Origin of the sequence: Herbaspirillum rhizosphaerae (assembly GCF_046025915.1) — a bacterium.
GTDB lineage: Bacteria > Pseudomonadota > Gammaproteobacteria > Burkholderiales > Burkholderiaceae_D > Herbaspirillum > Herbaspirillum rhizosphaerae_A.
Genome location: NZ_JAQQFR010000013.1, coordinates 62702 through 80905, shown reverse-complemented (window position 1 = coordinate 80905; position 18204 = coordinate 62702). Strand labels below are relative to the sequence as shown.

Here is an 18204-nt window from a genome sequence, read left to right as displayed (position 1 = left end):
AGGAAGCAGGCTCACCATGACAACCTTAGCGCCAACCATGAACAAGGACGAGATCTATATCTGGATCGTCGACATGCTGCATGACATGTTCGAACTCGACAAAGCCAAGATCTCGCCACAATCGAATCTCTACACCGATCTCGACATCGACAGCATCGACGCCGTCGACATCGTCGTCAAACTGAACCAGATGACCGGCAAACGCATCCAGCCTGACGTGTTTCGGGCCGTGCGCACCGTACAAGATGTGGTCAACGTGATTGCGACGCTGCTGCAGGCGGATGAAAAAGCCTGATTTCGCCCATGTCCTGACCACCCTGATCATCCTGGTATATCCACTGCTGATCTGGTATGCGCACGGGAAGATAGAACCTCGGTTGCTGGCGCTGGCGCTGGTTGCCGTCGCGGTGTTGCGCCTGTTGGCCTCCAAACTGAGCCAGCGCTATCGCTGGATGAGCCTGGCCGCGCTTGCGCTTGCGGCACCGGCGCTGTTCTGGAATGCCATGTTGCCGCTCAAGCTATATCCGGTCGCTGTCAGTCTGGGCATGCTGGCCCTGTTCGGTGCCAGCCTCGTGCGCCCGCCTTCCGTCATTGAACGACTGGCGCGTTTGCAAGATCCGAATCTGCCGGCCTTCGCCGTCGCGTACACCCGCCGTGTCACTCAGGTGTGGTGCGCCTTCTTTGCGCTCAATGGCGGCATCGCCTTTGCTACTGCGGTATGGGCGTCAGAAGCAATCTGGTCGCTGTATACCGGCTTGATCTCCTATGTGCTGATGGGCGCGCTGTTCGTCGGCGAATATGTCGTACGCCTCTATGTCAGGCGTCATCACCATGCCTGAATTCATCGATATGCTGGCGCTGCCTTACCTGGCACGCGCTGACGACCATCTCATCGGCTGGCGCAATCGCGATGCCGTGAGCAATGCGCAATTTCGCATTGAAGCAACACAATGGCGACACTTATTGGCAAACCACAGTGGCCGCAATTTTGCGGTGTTCATGCAGGACACGATCGCTTTTTCCGCAGCGCTGTTCGGTGCCTGGCAAGCGGGTAAAACGGTTTATCTGCCGAGCGACACCTTGCCGGATACTTGCAAGGCGTTGGCGGCGAACGTTGACGGTTTCATCGGCGACTTCGCGCCGGAATGGAAGCCGCTGGAGGCTTCATCAGTAAATGCCGAAAGCACCGCGCCCACCGTTGCAGATGTGACCACGCTGAACGCTGACTTCATCGGTCTTGTCGTCTACACCTCCGGCAGCACCGGCACCGCACAAGCCATCCCGAAAAAACTCTCGCAGATGTCGAACGAGATCGCCACGCTTGACGCACTATTCGGCGCGCGCGTAGGCAACGCTGAAATCGTTTCGACCGTCTCGCATCAGCACATCTACGGCTTGCTGTTCAAAGTGCTGTGGCCGATTTGCGCGGGCCGCGCGATCCATGCACACAGCGCTTTCTTCCCGGAAGATCTCGCCGCCATTGCGCCACAACGTCCATGGCTGCTGCTGTCCAGTCCGGCGCACCTGAAACGCCTACCGGAGAGTCCCGTACAGCCTGACATCACGCATCTGCAAGCGATCTTTTCATCCGGCGGCCCCTTGTTCCCCGATGTAGCCGCAGCCACACACCAGCAATTCGGACACAGCCCGATTGAAATCTATGGCAGCTCGGAAACCGGCGGCATCGCCTGGCGTCAGCCCTTGCCTGGTATTGAGCGCGACGATAGCTGGCAAGCGATGCCGTATGTCGACGTCCGGCTCAACATCGAACACGACTGCCTGGAAGTACGCTCGCCACACCTGCCCGACAGCGATTGGCTGCGCATGGCCGACCGGGTGGAATTTTCCGAAGGGCAGAAATTCTCCCTGCGCGGCCGCGCTGACCGCATCGTCAAGTTGGAAGAAAAACGCATCTCGCTCGACCAGATCGAACGCCTGTTGCTGACGTCACCGCTGTCAGCAGAAGCGCGCGTCATGCTGCATCAGGCGCCAGGACAACGTGATCGGATTGCTGCTTTCGTCGTCTTGACCGCGGCAGGTCGCGACGTGCTGGGGCGGCAAGGCAAGCTGGCGCTCAACACTCAGCTACGCGCCGTACTGGCGGATGCGATCGAAAGCGTTGCGCTGCCACGCATGTGGCGCTACCTCGACGCCCTGCCCGCCAACACGCAAGGCAAAACCACATTGGCGGCATTAACCGCATTGCTGGAAGATTCGCAAACGCCGCCATCAGCATCCGAGCGCCCGCTATTGCCCGAACATACGCTGATACAGCGCACCGACACGCAGGTCACGCTGCAACTGTATGTCCCGGAAAACCTGCTCTATTTCGAAGGCCACTTTCCTGAAGCGCCTATCCTGCCCGGTGTCGCGCAAGTGAACTGGGCACTGGAACTGGGACGTCAGTATCTGCCTCTGCCACCCGATTGCCTCGGCATGCAGGGGTTGAAATTTCAGCGCGTAATTGTTCCCGGTGCAACCGTCAGTCTTGAACTTGAACATGACATGCAAAAAAACGCACTGGCATTCCGCCTGCACTCCGCCGACGGCCAGCACGCCAGCGGACGCATTCTGCTCGGAGGGGCCGCATGAGTCCAATGACGACGGCAGTAAGTGCAAGTCCGCCGAAGATCGGTATCGTCATACCGGTCTATAACCACGAGCGCGCTATTCCGACCGTACTGGAAGCGGTATTGCAACATGGCCTGCACTGCGTGCTGGTCGACGACGGCAGCAACAGCACCTGCGCTGCGGTACTCGATCAGCTCGCTGCGCAAACACCGCAACAAGTTACCTTGCTGCGCCACAGCGTCAATCGCGGCAAGGGCGATGCGGTGATGACCGGCTTGCGCCATCTGGCGGAGCAGGGCTTTAGCCATGGCTTGCAGATCGACTCCGACGGCCAGCACGATACTGCCGACATTCCGCGCTTCGTCGCAACCTGCGCAGCACACCCGCTTGCGGTAATCAGCGGTTGCCCGATCTATGACGACAGCGTGCCCAAAGGACGCCTGTATGCGCGCTACTTGACGCATGTCTGGGTCTGGATCAATACGCTGTCGTTCGACATCCGCGACTCGATGTGCGGCTTTCGCATTTATCCGCTGGCAGCTGTGATGACGCTGATCGCGAAGCAAAAAATTGGCAGCCGCATGGATTTCGATACCGAGATCCTGGTACGCCTGCATTGGCGCGGCGTACAAGTCATTAACTTTCCCACCCGCGTACGGTATCCGGCGGACGGCGTATCGCATTTCAAGGTCTGGCTCGACAATGTCCTGATTTCGCGCATGCATACCGTCTTGTTTTTCGGCATGTTGTTTCGCTCACCATTGCTACTGGCTCGCAAGCTTTTCGCTACAACCCGACGCATGGCATCGCAATGACGGTGAATGAAGAAACACAAGCCGCGCAGCCCTCGCATCCTCTGCAGCAGCAGCGATCGGGACGACATTGGGCGCAAATCAACGAAGTCAGTTTCGTCGCCGGCATGCGCTTGCTGTTTTTTGTCTGTCGCGTGTTTGGCCGATGGCCGTTCCGGTTGATGCTGTATCCGGTGCTGGTCTGGTACATGGCGCGCAATCCAGTCGCGCGCAAAGCCTCTCTTGATTACCTTGCCCATCTACGCGCATCGCATCCGACGCTGGCAACACCGATCGGCCTGCGCGGCGCCTTCCTCCATTTCGCGGCATTTGGAGAAAGCCTGCTCGACAAAATGCTGTTGTGGGGGGGCTTGTTCCCGATGGACAAGGTAACCGTGCAAAACGGTACCCTGATCACCGAAGCCGCCGCACAAGGCCGTGGCGGACTCATGATATGTACGCATCTGGGCAATCTGGAACTATGCCGCCTGCTCGGCCGCCGGCATCCTAACGTCAGATTGACAGTGCTGGTGCACACCAAGCACGCACAAGCCTTCAACAATATGCTGGCCCAGCTAGACCCTGCCAGCCAGATGAATCTGATGCAGGTCACCGAGATGACACCGGCCACTGCCGTGATCCTGGCCGACAAGGTCGCGCAAGGCGAATTCGTCGTCATCGCCGGCGACCGGGTTCCGGTGTCCCCCAATCCGCGCGTGGCGTTGGCGCCTTTCATGGGAGAGGCGGCACCCTTCCCCATCGGCCCGTATGTATTGGCGAGTCTTTTGAATTGCCCGGTTTTTCTGATGTTTTCGCGTCGCACGCGCGACGGCGCAGAACTTTGTTTTGAAGGCTTTCGTGAACAGATCCAGTTGCCGCGCAAGCAGCGCGACCAATTGCTCGGGGAACTGGCGGCTGACTATGCCGCACGCCTGGAACAGCATTGCCTGCAAGCGCCGCTGCAATGGTTCAATTTTTACGATTTCTGGGCCTTGCCCACACTGGATAGCAACGATGCCAAACACTAAATCTCCGGCTGCACCAGCCGACTTTGTTACTTTCGGCGAAACACCGCTGACCATCGAGCAAGTCAACGCCATCGCCGAAGGTTCGGCGCACGCGGCCTTGTCCGACTCTCCCGCTTTCCTGACGCGTATCCAGCGCGGCGCAGACTTCCTCGATCGCCTGCTGCGCGAGGATGGCACCGTCTACGGCGTCACCACCGGTTACGGTGACTCGTGCACGGTGACCGTGCCGCCTGAACTGATTGCAGAATTGCCGCATCATCTTTATACGTACCACGGCTGCGGCCTGGGCAGTGTGTTCACACCAGAACAGACGCGCGCGATTCTGGCCACCCGTCTGACTTCGCTCAGCAAGGGCTATTCCGGTGTCAGCGTCGGCTTGCTCAAACAGATCGAGGGCTTGCTGCAAAACGACCTGCTGCCGCTGATTCCATCCGAAGGCTCGGTCGGCGCCAGCGGCGACCTGACGCCACTGTCCTATCTCGCCGCCGTACTCTGCGGTGAACGCCAGGTCTCGAAGAACGGCGAACAGGTCGACGCGGCATCCGCCCTCCAAGCCGCCGGGATGACACCGCTGCGCCTGCGCCCGAAAGAAGGCCTGGCAATCATGAACGGCACCGCCGTCATGACAGCCTTGGCTTGCCTGGCCTACCAACGCGCCGAGTATCTGTGCAAAGTGGCGACGCGCATCACCGCCATGGCCAGCTTCTCGCTGGACGGCAACGCCCACCATTTCGATGCCACGCTGTTCTCGGTCAAGCCACACCCCGGTCAACAGCAAGTGGCCGGATGGTTGCAGACCGACCTCGCCTGCGACCAGCCGCTGCGCAATGAAAAGCGCCTGCAGGACCGCTACTCAATCCGCTGCGCACCGCACGTCATCGGCGTGCTGACCGATGCGCTGCCATGGCTGCGTAGCAATATCGAAAACGAACTCAACAGCGCCAACGACAATCCCATCATCGATCCGGACAACGAGCGCGTGCTGCACGGCGGCCATTTCTACGGCGGCCATATCGCCTTCGCCATGGACAGCATGAAGAACGCCGTCGCCAACATCGCCGACCTGCTCGACCGCCAGATGGCGTTGCTGGTCGACAGCCGCTACAACAACGGCCTGCCGTCCAATCTGTCGGGAGCCAAGGGGCCCCGTGCCGCCATCAACCATGGCCTCAAGGCGTTGCAGATCAGTTCTTCCGCCTGGACCGCTGAAGCGCTGAAGCTGACCATGCCGGCTTCGGTCTTCTCGCGCTCGACCGAATGCCACAACCAGGACAAAGTCAGCATGGGCACCATCGCCGCGCGCGATTGCCTGCGCGTGCTGGAACTGACCGAACAAGTCGTCGCCGCGCTGCTGATCACCGTACGTCAAGGCGTCTGGCTGCGCAGCGAGTTGCAACCGGAAACACCGCTGGCCGAACTGCCCGGCGGCCGTCTTGCCGCCATGCAGGAAGCGCTTGCCGCCGATATCGCACCGGTCGCAGAAGATCGTATGCTGGAACCCGACCTGCGCCTGCTGCTGCAACGTATTCGTACGCGCGCCTGGAGTCTCTATGACTAAGCTGCCCGCCGACAGCAAGATCACGCTCGCCAATTCGCCGTGGCAAGCCGAAGTCGAGCTGCAAATTCAGTTCTACGATCTCGATCCGATGGAAGTGGTCTGGCACGGCCGCTATATCGAATACTTCGAGGCCGCCCGCTGCGCGCTGCTCGACCAGATCGATTACAACTACGCAGCGATGAAAGAGTCAGGTTTTATGTGGCCCATCATCGACCTGCAGGTGCGTTACTCCAACCCGGCCACGTTCCGCCAGCGCATCAAGGTGCGCGCCGCCATCACCGAGTGGGAAAACCGCCTGAAAATGGAATATCTGGTGACCGACGCCGCCAGCGGTCAGCGCCTGACGCGCGGCGTCAGCACACAGGTCGCGGTGCAGATGGACAAGCGCGAAATGTGCTTCGTCAGCCCGCGCGTGCTGTGGCAAAAGCTGGACTTACCTTATCCGGAACCGACATGATTTTTTCTCTTCGCACTTTCAATAAGATGTTGGGAGCGCTCGCAGCGGCAGCAGCATTCTCTGCTACCGCAAACGCTACCGCTCCCGTCGCACAGATTCAAGCCGCGCTGACCAAACCCGCCATCATGTGCGGTCGCTTCGACCAGACCAAGCAACTGACCGGCATCAAGAAACCACTGCTGTCGAACGGACGTTTCTGCGTCGCCTCCGGCAAGGGCATCCTGTGGCAAACCTTGCAGCCTTTCCCGAGCACCTTGCGCATCACCCGCAACGCCATCGTGCAGATGCAAAACGGCCGTGTCGCCATGCGTCTCGATGCGCAGCAGGAACCCGTCGTCAAGATGATCAACAACGTACTGTTCTCGCTGCTGGCCGGCGACCTCAGCCAGCTCGACAAACTGTTTGAACTGGACGGCACGATCAAGAACGGCAACTGGCATGTCGCCCTCAAGGCGCGCGAGCCAGGTCTGGCCAAAGCCATCGGCGACATTCAACTGGACGGCGGTGCTTACGTCAACAAGGTCACCATGCAGGAAGCCTCGGGCGACCATACCGACATCGTGTTCTCCAGCATCCAGACCGGCGACAAAGCGATGACGCCGGAAGAAGGAGCCATGTTTGACTGAACGCGCCGACAGCGACGCAAGCTCGCCGATTGCGCCCGCCCCTGTCAAGCGCAAGGCGCTACGCGGCCTTGCACTGGCATGGCTGCTGATCGTCGCCTTGCTGCTCGGTCACAACGCTTATCTGTGGCTGGTTCAGCGCGTCAGTCCCGACACCGACATCCTGGCTCTGCTGCCATCCTCGCGTCATGACGACGTGATGCAGCAAGCCTTTGCGCACATGGTCGACAGCGCCCAGCAAAAAGTTGTCGTCCTCGTCGGCGAACGTGACTGGGATAAAGCCGTGCAAGCTGCATCGGCGTATGAAGCGGTCATCGGCAAGCAGCCCTCGCTGCTGCAACCGATGGCGGGCGACGCTGCGCAATTGCAAGGCGCGTGGCTGTCGACCTTCGACCAGAGTCGCCTGATGCTGCTCACACAGGAGCAACGCGACAAGCTGAACAAAGACTCGCCGCAGCAATGGAGCCAGTTGGCGCTGAGCGCAATGTATGGTGCCTTCGGCGGCCCCAAACTGGGCGCATGGCAGGACGATCCCTTCGGTCTGTTCAGCGGCTGGGTGCAGGCACGCGCGCAAGAAACGCCGGTGCGTCCGCGCGATGGCCGTCTGTTTGTGGAAAGCGGCGGGCGCTCTTATGTCCTGCTGCTGATGAACCTGCAACAATCTGCCTTCTCGATTTCCGCTCAGGAACAAGTCATCCCCCTGCTCGACCAGGCGACCCGGGCGGCGAAGCAATCCGCACCGGATGCGGAAGTCGTCACCGCCGGCGTCATACTCCATGCCGCAGCAGGCAGTCAACAAGCCAGCAGTGAAATGACCACCATCGGTGCCGGTTCGCTGATCGGTATCGTGTTGCTGATGTGGCTGACGTTCCGCTCGCTCAAGCCGATTGCGCTGATTGCCCTGTCGATTGCCATCGGCTGCCTCGGCGCCTTGTCGGTCAGCTGGTTGCTGTTTGGCCGCCTGCATCTGTTGACGCTGGTGTTCGGCGCCAGCCTGGTCGGTATTGCACAGGACTATGCAATTTATTTCCTGTGCGCGCGGCTCGGCACCGACCGGCACATGGATTCGCGCCAACTGCTGCGCCGCTTGCTGCCCGGCCTCGGCCTGATGCTGCTTGCCGCAGTGATCGGCTATCTCGGCATGGCGCTGACGCCCTTCCCCGGACTGCGCCAGATGGCGGTGTTCTCGGTACTGGGATTGCTGTTTGCGTGGCTGACCGTGATCCTGTGGTTTCCAACGTTGATCCATGCCGACAGCTTGCGCAGCACCGGGTTGGCGGATCGTTATAGCCATGGCATCAGAAAATGGCCCCAGTTCCGCTTCAACCGCATTGGTTTCGTCTTGCTGGCGGTCTTCGCCGTCTTTGTTATTGCCGGACTGATGCGCCTGAAAGTCAGCGACGATATCCGCGCCTTGCAAAAGACACCGCAACATCTGATCGACGACCAGATCAAACTCGGCAAGCTGCTCGATACGCCGACGCCTGCGCAGTTCTATCTGGTGCGCGGCGGCTCTGCCGAAGTCGTCCTGCAACGCGAAGAACAACTGAAACGGCAACTGCAAACCGTGATCGACAAAAAACTGATCAGCGGCGTGCAAGCGATTTCCAACTGGGTGCCATCACAACATCAGCAGCAAGCCGATCATGATCTGGTTGCCGACAAATTGCTGGCGCCGCAAGGGGCGCTTGCCGCCATCGCGACAGCCATCGACGAAAACGCGCAATGGCAACAAGACCTGCGCCAGCGTTTGCTCGCGCAGAGCAAACCCTTGTTGCCGGATGCGTTCATCGCGTCGCCTGCAGGCCAGCCTTGGCGTCATCTGTGGCTCGGTAAAACCGGAGGGCAAGCTGTAACTCAATATGCCAGCATCGTCGCCGTGCGCGGCCTGAGCGACTATCGTCAGCTCCAGGTGCTGGCCGACGTCGCACCCAAGATAGCCGGCGTGCAGTGGGTCGACAAGGTCGCCGACATTTCTTCCGTGCTGAGCTATTACCGGCAATACATGACATGGGCCTTGCTGGCAGCGTATGCCACCATTTTCATATTGCTCTCGCTGCGGTATCGCCGCGCTGCATGGCGCGCGATTGCACCACCGTTGCTGGCAACCTTGGCAACGCTCGCGTTGTTCGGTGTGATCGGCCAGCCCCTGCAACTATTCCATGTATTGGCGTGTCTGTTGTTGCTGGGGCTGGGCGTCGATTACGGCATCTTCCTGCAGGAGCCCACGGAGCGCCATCGGCGCTTCGCCTGGCTGACGGTTGGCTTGTCGGCAATCAGCGCCCTGCTCTCCTTCGGATTGCTCGCTCTCAGCGGTAGCCCTCCTTTGCACGCATTCGGATTGACCATGCTGATCGGCATGGCCCTGGTCTGGCTTACTTCACCTTGTTTTGCCGGCTCATTACCGCCAACTTATGACACCAAATAGCAATACCGAGCAACACGATATCCTGATCATCGGCGCAGGCCCTGCCGGTGCCGTTGCGGCAGCGCTGCTGCGTCGCCACGGCCATCAGGTGCTGGTCATCGAGCGCGAGCAGTTTCCGCGCTTCTCCATTGGTGAAAGTCTGCTGCCGCAAAGCATGGCCTATCTGGAACAGGCCGGCATGCTGCAAGCCGTCGTGGAACACGGATTCCAGTTCAAGAATGGCGCGTCCTTCGTCTGCGGCGAACGTCAGACTGCTTTCGATTTCCGCGACAAGCATTCCTCCGGCTGGGGCACAACCTATCAGGTGCAGCGCGCCGACTTCGATCATTTGCTGGCGCAACAGGCTGAACTGCAGGGCGCCGAGATACGCTACCGCCAAACCGTGACCGCAGTTGATCTGGAAGGTGAACGTCCGCGCACGCAGGTGTGCGATGCCGATGGTCGCGAATACACGATCGAATCCCGCTTCATCCTCGACGCCAGCGGTTTCGGCCGCGTGCTCCCCCGCCTGCTCGATCTCGAGCGTCCGTCCGGTTTTCCGCTGCGCAGCGCTTATTTCACGCATATCGCCGACGGTATCCGCGATCCGCAATTTGACCGCAACAAGATTCGCATCACCGTGCATCCCGAGCACCACGACGTCTGGTACTGGCTGATCCCGTTTGCGCACGGTCGCTGCTCCATTGGCGTCGTGGCGGAATCCTCTTTCCTCAATGACGTCCCCGGTGACGAGACGACAAAGCTGCGTACGCTGGTCATGCAAGACCCGGCCCTGCGCGCCTTGCTGCAACACGCCGAGTGGGATACCCCGGCACGCAACATCTCCGGCTACGCAGCCAACGTGACGTCGCTGTGGGGCAAGAACTACGCGCTGCTCGGCAATGCCGGCGAATTCCTTGATCCGATTTTCTCGTCAGGCGTAACGATTGCGCTGAAATCCGCCAGCCTGGCAACGGATGCCCTGGCACGCATGCTCGCCGGCGAAACCGTGGATTGGGAAGCCGACTATGCAAAGCCGTTGAAACGCGGCGTCGACACCTTCCGCACCTTTGTTGAATCCTGGTATGCAGGCGGTTTCCAGAAAGTGATCTTCCACGAGAATCAGGAACCGTCGATCCGTCGCATGATTTCGTCCATCCTGGCGGGCTACGCGTGGGATCAGAGCAACCCCTTCGTCACCGAAAGCAAGCGCCGTCTGACCGCATTGGAAAGCATATGCGCCTAAGCCTGGTCATTGCTTCCATCATGGCAGCATCGCTGCTGTCGGCATGCTCTACTGCACCGACACTGCCAGAACCTCCGGCGGCATCGGCACGCCTGCATCTGCAGCTTGCGCCGGCGTCGCTGGGCACCTCCCTCAGTCTGCAGCAACACCTGACCGTGGAACGCGCCGGCCGCACCGATGAAATCGACACCGTTCTGGAAATCGAACCGGATCACCTTAATCTGGTTGGTCTGGCATTCGGCCAACGCGTCATGACGCTGGCTTACGATGGCAAGGAACTGAAAACCTGGCGCCATTTCATGCTGCCAAAGGAAGTCCAGGGCGAAGACGTGTTGCAAGATGTGCAACTGACGCTGTGGCCCGTTGCCGCCATCCGTGCGGCATTGCCCGCCGAATGGGAGCTGGAAGAGAAGGACTTGCAGCGGACATTGCTGTTGAATCACGAAGTCGTCACGCAAATCGATTATCCTGACCGCAAAGCGTGGGGCGGCAAGGTGATCCTGACCAATTTGCGCTATCACTACAAGCTGACCATACAATCGGTCGTTACTGCACCATGACGATTTACCTTAACGCACTGGGAATGATTTGTTCGCTCGGCGATACGCACGCCGGGATCAGGCAACGCCTGTTCGCCGGCGACAGCGGCTTACATGCGAGCGAACGCCATATGTCCAATGATGTTGCCCGCCACGTCGGCAGCATCGCCCTCACCGATGCAGAATTACCGAGCCTTGACCATCTGCCGCTGCGCGAACACAGCCGCAATAATCGTGTCGCGCTCGCCGCATTGGCGCAGATACGCAGCGAAGTGGACGCACTGATTGCGCGCTTCGGCCCGGATCGCATCGGCATCGTATTGGGCACCAGCACCTCCGGTATCGCTGAAGGCGAAGTTGCCTTCAAACATTACGTCGAGCATGGCGCATTCCCCTCTCATTTCCATTATGGCCAGCAAGAGCTCGGCTCACCGGCGGCTGCATTGGCAGCGACACTCGGTGTGAGCGGCCCGGCCTATGTCCACTCCAGCGCCTGCTCGTCGAGCGCCAAAGCCATGGCCAGTGCCGCGCGCCTGATCAACATGGGCTTGTGCGACGCGGTCATCAGCGGTGGCGTGGATACGCTGTGCGATTTCACCATCGCCGGTTTTGCCGCGCTGGATTCGGTCAGCGCCGAACGCTGCAACCCGCTCAGTGCCAATCGTCACGGCATCAACATCGGTGAAGGCGCAGCGCTCTTCCTCATGACGTCGGAACCGGCGACAGTTGCACTTTGCGGCTGGGGCGAATCATCCGATGCGCATCATATTTCGGCGCCCGATCCGGAAGGTGCCGGCGCCATACTGGCAATCCGGCAAGCCTTGCAGCGCGCTGCAATCACGCCTGAGCAAATCGACTACGTCAACCTGCACGGCACAGCGACCCTGCAAAACGACGCCATGGAATCGAAGGCGATTCATCAGTTATTTGGCGCAGCGACGCCGGTCAGTTCGACCAAATCCTTTACCGGACATACCTTGGGCGCCGCCAGCGCCATCGAAGCCGGGCTGTGCTGGCTGACCATGCAAGACGACAATCCGACCGGCATGTTGCCCCCGCATCTGTGGGACGGTCAGGCGGACCCCGCCCTGCCGTCGCTGAACGTGGTTGCTGTCGGCAAAGCGCTCGGCCGGCCGCCGCGCTATGTACTGAGCAATTCATTCGCCTTCGGCGGCAGTAACGCCGCATTGATCTTCGGGAGAGGCTGACATGAACGCTGATATGACCGCCGACATGAATTTGCCCGCCGTCGCCACGCTCGTGCCGCACGCAGCGCCGATGCTGCTACTGGGTCGCGTGATCAGCGTCGATGCCGACAAGCTGTGCGCAGAAGTCGTCATCCGCAGCGACAGCATGTTCTACGGCGAACGCGGCGTCGGTGCCTGGGTCGGCATCGAATACATGGCGCAAACAATCGCCGCCTATGCCGGTTATCATGCGCAACAGCGCGGTGAACCGGTCAAGATCGGTTTCCTGCTGGGAGCGCGCCGGTACGAATGCAGTCGTTCCTGGTTTGTCGCCGGTGATCGCCTGCAAGTGGAAGCGCAACAAGTATTACAAGCGGAAAACGGCCTGGGATCGTTCTCCTGCATCATCAGGGAAAGCAGTACACAACAACAACTGGCGCAGGCGACGGTATCGGTCTTTCAGCCGCATGACGCCAAAGCGTTTCTGGAAAGCGAAGCATGATTAGCAACACTGGCAACACAGGCACAACGGGGAAAACCATCCTGGTCACCGGCTCCAGCCGGGGCATCGGCAAAGCCATCGCACTGCGCCTGGCGCGCGACGGCTATGACATCGTCCTGCACTGCCACAGCCGGCGCGATGCCGCCGAGGCAGTGGCCAAGGACATCGAAGCGCTGGGCCGCGCTGCACGCGTCCTGCAATTCGACATTGCGGAACGCGTGCAGACAGCAGAAATCCTGCTGCGCGACGTCGAACAATACGGCGCCTATTACGGCGTGGTCTGCAATGCAGGCATCGCACGCGACAACGCCTTCCCTTCCATCTCAGGCGAGGATTGGGACAGTGTCCTCAAGACCAATCTGGACGGCTTTTACAACGTTCTGCACCCGCTGACCATGCCCATGGTTCAGCGCCGCAAACCGGGCCGCATTGTCACATTGGCGTCGGTATCGGGCATGGTCGGCAACCGTGGCCAGGTCAACTACAGTGCCGCCAAAGCAGGCATCATCGGGGCCACCAAGGCGCTGGCGCTGGAACTGGCCAAACGCAACATCACGGTCAACTGCGTCGCCCCAGGTCTGATCGACACCGACATGACGCAAGACTTGCCGATGGAAGAAGTGCTCAAGCTGATCCCTGCACGCCGTGCCGGTAAGCCGGAAGAAGTCGCCGCCGCCGTCAGCTTCCTGATGCACGAAGACGCCGCCTACATTACGCGCCAGGTGATCTCGGTTAATGGAGGCCTGGCATGAGCACAACCGCCCACACCACACGCACAATGACCGAGCGCCGCGTCGTCGTCACCGGCATGGCCGGCATCAGCCCCATCGGCAACGACTGGCAACACGCACTGGAAAGCCTGCGCAGCTATCGCAATGCCGTCGTACGCATGCCTGATTGGGACGAATACAGCGGCCTGCATACCCGCCTCGGTGCACCGGCGGCAGAGTTCGACTTATCCGATCGCTACAACCGCAAAACCACCCGCAGCATGGGCCGTGTCGCCCTGATGGCAACACGCGCCAGCGAATGGGCGCTGGCCGACGCCGGTCTGCTCGACGATCCTCTGCTCAAAAGCGGCGCAGTCGGCATCGCTTACGGCTCATCTGCTGGCACACCCAGCGCCATTGCCGATTTCAGCATGATGTTTGCAGAAAAAAGCACCCGCAACATCAACGCCAACACCTACCTGAAAATGATGGCGCACACCGCGCCGGTCAACATGGGCGTGTTCTTCGGCGTCACCGGCCGCATCGTCACCACTTCCAGCGCCTGCACCTCCGGCAGCCAGGGCATCGGCTACGCCTACGAAGCAATCCGCAGCGGCCGCCAGATCGCCATGATCGCCGGCGGCTCGGAAGAACTGTGCGCGACCGAAGCAGCCGTATTCGATACGCTCTACGCCACCAGCGTGCGCAATGACACACCCGCCATCACGCCCAGTCCCTTCGACGAGCAACGCGACGGCCTGGTGCTGGGCGAAGGCGCCGGCACATTGATCCTGGAAGACCTGGAACACGCCCTCGCGCGTGGTGCCCGCATCTACGCCGAGATCGTCGGCTTCGGCACCAACAGCGACGGCAGCCACGTCACCAACCCCAATGCCGACACCATGAAGATCGCCATCGACATGGCATTGGCCGACGCCGCTCTTGATCCTGCCGCCATCGGCTACATCAATGCCCACGGCACCGGCACTCGTCAGGGCGATGTTGCAGAGTCCAACGCCACCGCCCGCGTGTTCGGCAACAAGACACCAATCAGCTCGCTCAAGAGCTACATGGGTCACACACTGGGCGCCTGCGGTGCACTGGAGGCTTGGATGAGCATCGAGATGATGCGTAACGGCTGGTTTGCCCCGACCATCAATCTGAGCAAAGTCGACGCCGAATGCGGCGATCTCGACTACCTGACCGACGAAGGGCGAAAGATTGACTGCGAATATGTCATGTCAAACAACTTTGCGTTCGGCGGCATCAATACGTCGCTGATTTTCAAGCGCTGGAACTGAACACGCAGCACTGCATCGAATTCACTTCATCAACGTCATGGAATAAGCACAATGAAAAAAAGTATTTCATTCTTGTTGGCTCTCAGTACTTTTGTAGTTTTGTCGGCTCCAGTTCACGCACGCGACACGCAATACATGCTGTCGATTGAAGATGGAATGAAGACCGAATCGGACGCCAAGCTTGATGGTTCCGTAAAGTTCTATTTCGCCGGACAAAAGCATCCGATTGTTTTGCAAAAATTCAAAACAGACATTTCAAATCTTAAAACCAATTCGTTCGGCAAAGGTGATGAAGTTGCCTGTAACTGGGCCTTCCTGTCTACACTATTGTCGTTCCAGAATCGGGCCAAACAGCTTGGTGCCAATGCAGTGGTGAATCTCGTCAGCTACTACAAGAAAAATGAAATGGCGAGCGCCACGCAATTCGAATGCCATGCCGGTGCTATCGTTGCAGGCGTAGCGCTCAAAGGCGACATCGTCAAAATTGCCGACAAATAAAATAACTCCTATTTTGCCAACATCGACATCGGCTGCCACGCTGTGGCTGCTGCGCGGCGATGTGGTGAGCGAAGCCAGACTGACTTCGCTAGCTGCTTCTCTGGGCCAGAGCGAATGTGAACGTTATGGCCGCTTCCTCCGCCCGCAACGAGCGCGCGAGTTTTTGCTGGGGCGCATGCTGTTGCGACATGCCGTGCAAAAGACGCTTGGCATAGCGACCTCCGACATCATCATCACTGAGCGCGAAGGTAATGCGCCATTGCTGGTGCTTCCCCCACCACACGCCTCCTCCGCCTTCTACTTCAGCCTGTCGCACAGCCATGGCTGGATCGGCTGCGTCAGCAGCATTGTCTGCCCTGTAGGATTGGATATTGAAGACAACTCACGTCCGCGCGACGTTGCTGCCTCGAGTGCCGCAGTCTTCGATGAGGCAGAACAACGCTGGCTGGCTCAGCTGCCTGATGCCCGTCGTAAAAAAGCGTTTTACCGTTTGTGGAATTGCAAAGAGGCCCTCTACAAATTACGCTGCAACAGCAGCGATAATTCCAAAGACACAAGTTCCGGGCACGGTTGGAATTGCCGTGTTGTTGACCACCCGCATCTGTCGATTTGTCTCTGCTTTGCATCACCTCTTGATGCAATCAATATCGTCGAACTCGATGCTACCCACGATCTGCCAAGCCGCTGAAAAATCTCTCACCGCATCCGCGTCGATTCGAGATTATCAACAAACTCCAGCTACTCAGAAGTATGTGAAAAACCTTTACACGCCAGTGTTTCAGGACGATAGAACTCGGCTACAATTCTTTCCGCATGAAAATATATGCAAAGATTTTCCATAAAAATATCACCGCCTTTGGTGACATTTTGATCCGGTGAATCAGCAGGGAACATCGATTTCCCAAACCATCGCTAGAAGATTGGCAAGCAGACAAGCTATTGATAATGCTCCGGCCATCATCAGGCTGGGAGCAAAGCGTCACACGCTGCGCATTGCTAAATCATGTTTTATCAACAATAACAATTTGGGGTTTTACAACATGTCCAGAAAGACAACATCCGTCCTCGCGACCATGCTTGCCGTGGCCGCGCTTGCCGGCTGCGTCACCGAAGAACAATCTCGCGTGGTGCCGGTTACTCAGACGGTCGCAGCAACGACAGCCTATCAAGGCCCGCGCAGCGCAATCGCCGTCGGCAAATTCGACAATCGCTCCAGCTTCATGCGCGGCCTGTTCAGCGATGGCGTCGACCGTCTCGGCGGACAGGCAAAAACGATCCTGATCACCCATCTGCAACAGACCGGCCGCTTCGATGTCCTCGATCGCGACAACATGGCGGAAATTGGTCAGGAAGCCAAAATCAACAACCAGGCCCAGACACTGAAGGGCGCGAACTTTATCGTTACCGGCGACGTCACAGAATTCGGCCGCAAGGAAGTCGGCGATCGTCAGTTGTTCGGCATTCTCGGTCGCGGCAAGTCGCAGGTCGCCTATGCCAAGGTCAATCTGAATATCGTCAATGTGTCGACTTCACAGGTGGTTTACTCGTCGCAAGGCGCTGGTGAATACAGCTTGTCGAATCGCGAAATCATCGGCTTCGGCAGCACTGCCAGCTATGACTCGACGCTGAACGGCAAAGTGCTGGACCTGGCAATTCGTGAAGCCATCAACAATCTCGTCGCAGGTATTGATTCCGGCGCATGGCGCCCGGTCAGCCCGGCCAATCCGGTCAAATAAGCGAGGAGATCATCATGACAAAAACAATCCATCGGTTCGCCTTGCTTCTGCCGCTGTCCGTGCTGGCCTTGACGGGATGCGCCACCAGACAACAGCCTATTTACGGCTGGGGTAATTACCAGCAACAGGTGTATCAATATTTCAAGGCCGATACCAAGAGCAATGAAGAGCAGATTGCAGCGCTGGAAGAAAGCATGCAAAAAAATCGTTCCAAGGGCACGCCGCTGCCTCCCGGCTATCACGCGCATCTGGGCTTGCTGTATGCGAATGCAGGCAAGGATGACATGGTAGTTCAGGAATTCCAGACAGAGAAGACACTCTTCCCTGAATCGGCTCCTTACATGGACTTCCTGCTCAATAAATTCAAAAAATAAAAGGCCCTCACATGCAATTCTCTACATTCAAAGGAATCGCTGCAGCCCTGCTGCTCGCGGTGCTGGCAACCGGCTGCGCGACGCAGCAAAAACCGTATGATTACGCAGCGTTCAAGGAAAGCCGTCCACGCACTATTCTGGTATTGCCGCCATTGAACAATTCACCAGAAGTGGCAGCGACCTACGGCATGATGTCGCAAGTGACGTATCCGCTGGCGGAGTCTGGCTACTATGTCTTGCCGGTGACCCTGGTTGATGAGACGTTCAAGCAAAACGGCCTGACGACAGCTGCCGATATCCACGAAGTCGCACCGGCAAAGCTTCGCGAGATTTTTGGAGCCGACGCCGGTTTGTATGTCACCGTCAAGAACTACGGCACCAGTTATGTCGTCGTCAACAGCGTGACCGTAGTGACGGCAGAAGCCAAGCTGATCGATCTGAGAAGCGGAAAAGTCATCTGGAACGGAGAGGCCTCAGCGTCCAGCAATGAAAACCAGAGCAATAACAATAACGTACTCGGCATGCTGGTTTCCGCTCTTGTAAACCAGATCATAGCAACCACTACCGATGCCAGCTACAACATCGCAGGCATTACAAGCTCGCGGCTGTTAATGGCGGGCCGCAAAAACGGCATGTTGTACGGACCGCGTTCGCCGAAGTATCAAAGCGACTGAGC

Annotated in this window: 20 protein-coding genes; all 20 read left to right on the top strand. The window is 58.8% G+C overall.

Translation table 11 applies throughout. From position 1 onward, the window contains the following. Window positions 1-16 precede the first annotated feature (16 nt). Window positions 17-295 (top strand): acyl carrier protein, encoded by a 279-nt coding sequence (locus PQR63_RS19040; protein ID WP_408169533.1) that lies wholly within the window; start codon window positions 17-19, stop codon window positions 293-295. After that, the gene (locus PQR63_RS19035) at window positions 282-839 is read left to right on the top strand and encodes a COG4648 family protein (protein WP_408169532.1); all 558 of its coding nucleotides are present in this window, start codon (window positions 282-284) and stop codon (window positions 837-839) included. The genes PQR63_RS19040 and PQR63_RS19035 overlap by 14 nt, the downstream gene beginning before the upstream one ends. Further along, window positions 832-2592: an ApeI family dehydratase gene (locus PQR63_RS19030; RefSeq protein WP_408169531.1), complete on the top strand. Its 1761-nt coding sequence runs from the start codon at window positions 832-834 to the stop codon at window positions 2590-2592. Before PQR63_RS19035 ends, PQR63_RS19030 begins: the two co-directional genes overlap by 8 nt. Then, the gene (locus tag PQR63_RS19025) at window positions 2589-3386 is read left to right on the top strand and encodes a glycosyltransferase family 2 protein (RefSeq protein ID WP_408169530.1); all 798 of its coding nucleotides are present in this window, start codon (window positions 2589-2591) and stop codon (window positions 3384-3386) included. Before PQR63_RS19030 ends, PQR63_RS19025 begins: the two co-directional genes overlap by 4 nt. Next, on the top strand, window positions 3383-4390 hold the full coding sequence (locus tag PQR63_RS19020; RefSeq protein WP_408169529.1) for a lysophospholipid acyltransferase family protein: 1008 nt from the start codon (window positions 3383-3385) through the stop codon (window positions 4388-4390). Before PQR63_RS19025 ends, PQR63_RS19020 begins: the two co-directional genes overlap by 4 nt. After that, entirely contained in the window at window positions 4377-5948 is a 1572-nt protein-coding gene (locus PQR63_RS19015; protein ID WP_408169528.1) for an HAL/PAL/TAL family ammonia-lyase, read from the top strand. The genes PQR63_RS19020 and PQR63_RS19015 overlap by 14 nt, the downstream gene beginning before the upstream one ends. Further along, entirely contained in the window at window positions 5941-6405 is a 465-nt protein-coding gene (locus PQR63_RS19010; protein ID WP_408169527.1) for an acyl-CoA thioesterase, read from the top strand. Before PQR63_RS19015 ends, PQR63_RS19010 begins: the two co-directional genes overlap by 8 nt. After that, window positions 6402-7031, top strand: a complete 630-nt coding sequence (locus PQR63_RS19005) for an outer membrane lipoprotein carrier protein LolA (RefSeq protein ID WP_408169526.1) — start codon at window positions 6402-6404, stop codon at window positions 7029-7031. The genes PQR63_RS19010 and PQR63_RS19005 overlap by 4 nt, the downstream gene beginning before the upstream one ends. Continuing rightward, on the top strand, window positions 7024-9456 hold the full coding sequence (locus tag PQR63_RS19000) for an MMPL family transporter (RefSeq protein WP_408169525.1): 2433 nt from the start codon (window positions 7024-7026) through the stop codon (window positions 9454-9456). Before PQR63_RS19005 ends, PQR63_RS19000 begins: the two co-directional genes overlap by 8 nt. After that, entirely contained in the window at window positions 9443-10681 is a 1239-nt protein-coding gene (locus PQR63_RS18995) for an NAD(P)/FAD-dependent oxidoreductase (protein WP_408169524.1), read from the top strand. The genes PQR63_RS19000 and PQR63_RS18995 overlap by 14 nt, the downstream gene beginning before the upstream one ends. Continuing rightward, a complete protein-coding gene (locus tag PQR63_RS18990) occupies window positions 10672-11241 on the top strand; it encodes a DUF3261 domain-containing protein (protein WP_408169523.1) in 570 nt (189 codons plus the stop codon). Before PQR63_RS18995 ends, PQR63_RS18990 begins: the two co-directional genes overlap by 10 nt. Next, window positions 11238-12428: a beta-ketoacyl-ACP synthase gene (locus PQR63_RS18985; protein ID WP_408169522.1), complete on the top strand. Its 1191-nt coding sequence runs from the start codon at window positions 11238-11240 to the stop codon at window positions 12426-12428. The genes PQR63_RS18990 and PQR63_RS18985 overlap by 4 nt, the downstream gene beginning before the upstream one ends. A gap of 1 nt (window position 12429) precedes the next feature. Next, window positions 12430-12909, top strand: coding sequence for a hotdog family protein (locus PQR63_RS18980; RefSeq protein WP_408169521.1), 480 nt, complete (start codon window positions 12430-12432; stop codon window positions 12907-12909). Beyond that, window positions 12906-13661, top strand: a complete 756-nt coding sequence (gene fabG / locus PQR63_RS18975) for a 3-oxoacyl-ACP reductase FabG (protein ID WP_408169520.1) — start codon at window positions 12906-12908, stop codon at window positions 13659-13661. Before PQR63_RS18980 ends, fabG begins: the two co-directional genes overlap by 4 nt. Next, the gene (locus tag PQR63_RS18970; protein ID WP_408169519.1) at window positions 13658-14920 is read left to right on the top strand and encodes a beta-ketoacyl-ACP synthase; all 1263 of its coding nucleotides are present in this window, start codon (window positions 13658-13660) and stop codon (window positions 14918-14920) included. The genes fabG and PQR63_RS18970 overlap by 4 nt, the downstream gene beginning before the upstream one ends. A 51-nt stretch (window positions 14921-14971) precedes the next feature. Then, window positions 14972-15418: an excinuclease ATPase subunit gene (locus PQR63_RS18965; protein ID WP_408169518.1), complete on the top strand. Its 447-nt coding sequence runs from the start codon at window positions 14972-14974 to the stop codon at window positions 15416-15418. A gap of 13 nt (window positions 15419-15431) precedes the next feature. Further along, window positions 15432-16106, top strand: coding sequence for a 4'-phosphopantetheinyl transferase family protein (locus tag PQR63_RS18960; RefSeq protein WP_408169517.1), 675 nt, complete (start codon window positions 15432-15434; stop codon window positions 16104-16106). Between the two features lie 352 nt (window positions 16107-16458). Continuing rightward, window positions 16459-17154, top strand: coding sequence for a CsgG/HfaB family protein (locus tag PQR63_RS18955; RefSeq protein ID WP_408169516.1), 696 nt, complete (start codon window positions 16459-16461; stop codon window positions 17152-17154). A gap of 14 nt (window positions 17155-17168) precedes the next feature. Next, on the top strand, window positions 17169-17528 hold the full coding sequence (locus PQR63_RS18950) for a DUF4810 domain-containing protein (RefSeq protein WP_408169515.1): 360 nt from the start codon (window positions 17169-17171) through the stop codon (window positions 17526-17528). Window positions 17529-17539: 11 nt separating this feature from the next. Next, a complete protein-coding gene (locus tag PQR63_RS18945) occupies window positions 17540-18202 on the top strand; it encodes a DUF799 domain-containing protein (protein ID WP_408169514.1) in 663 nt (220 codons plus the stop codon). Window positions 18203-18204: the final 2 nt, after the last annotated feature.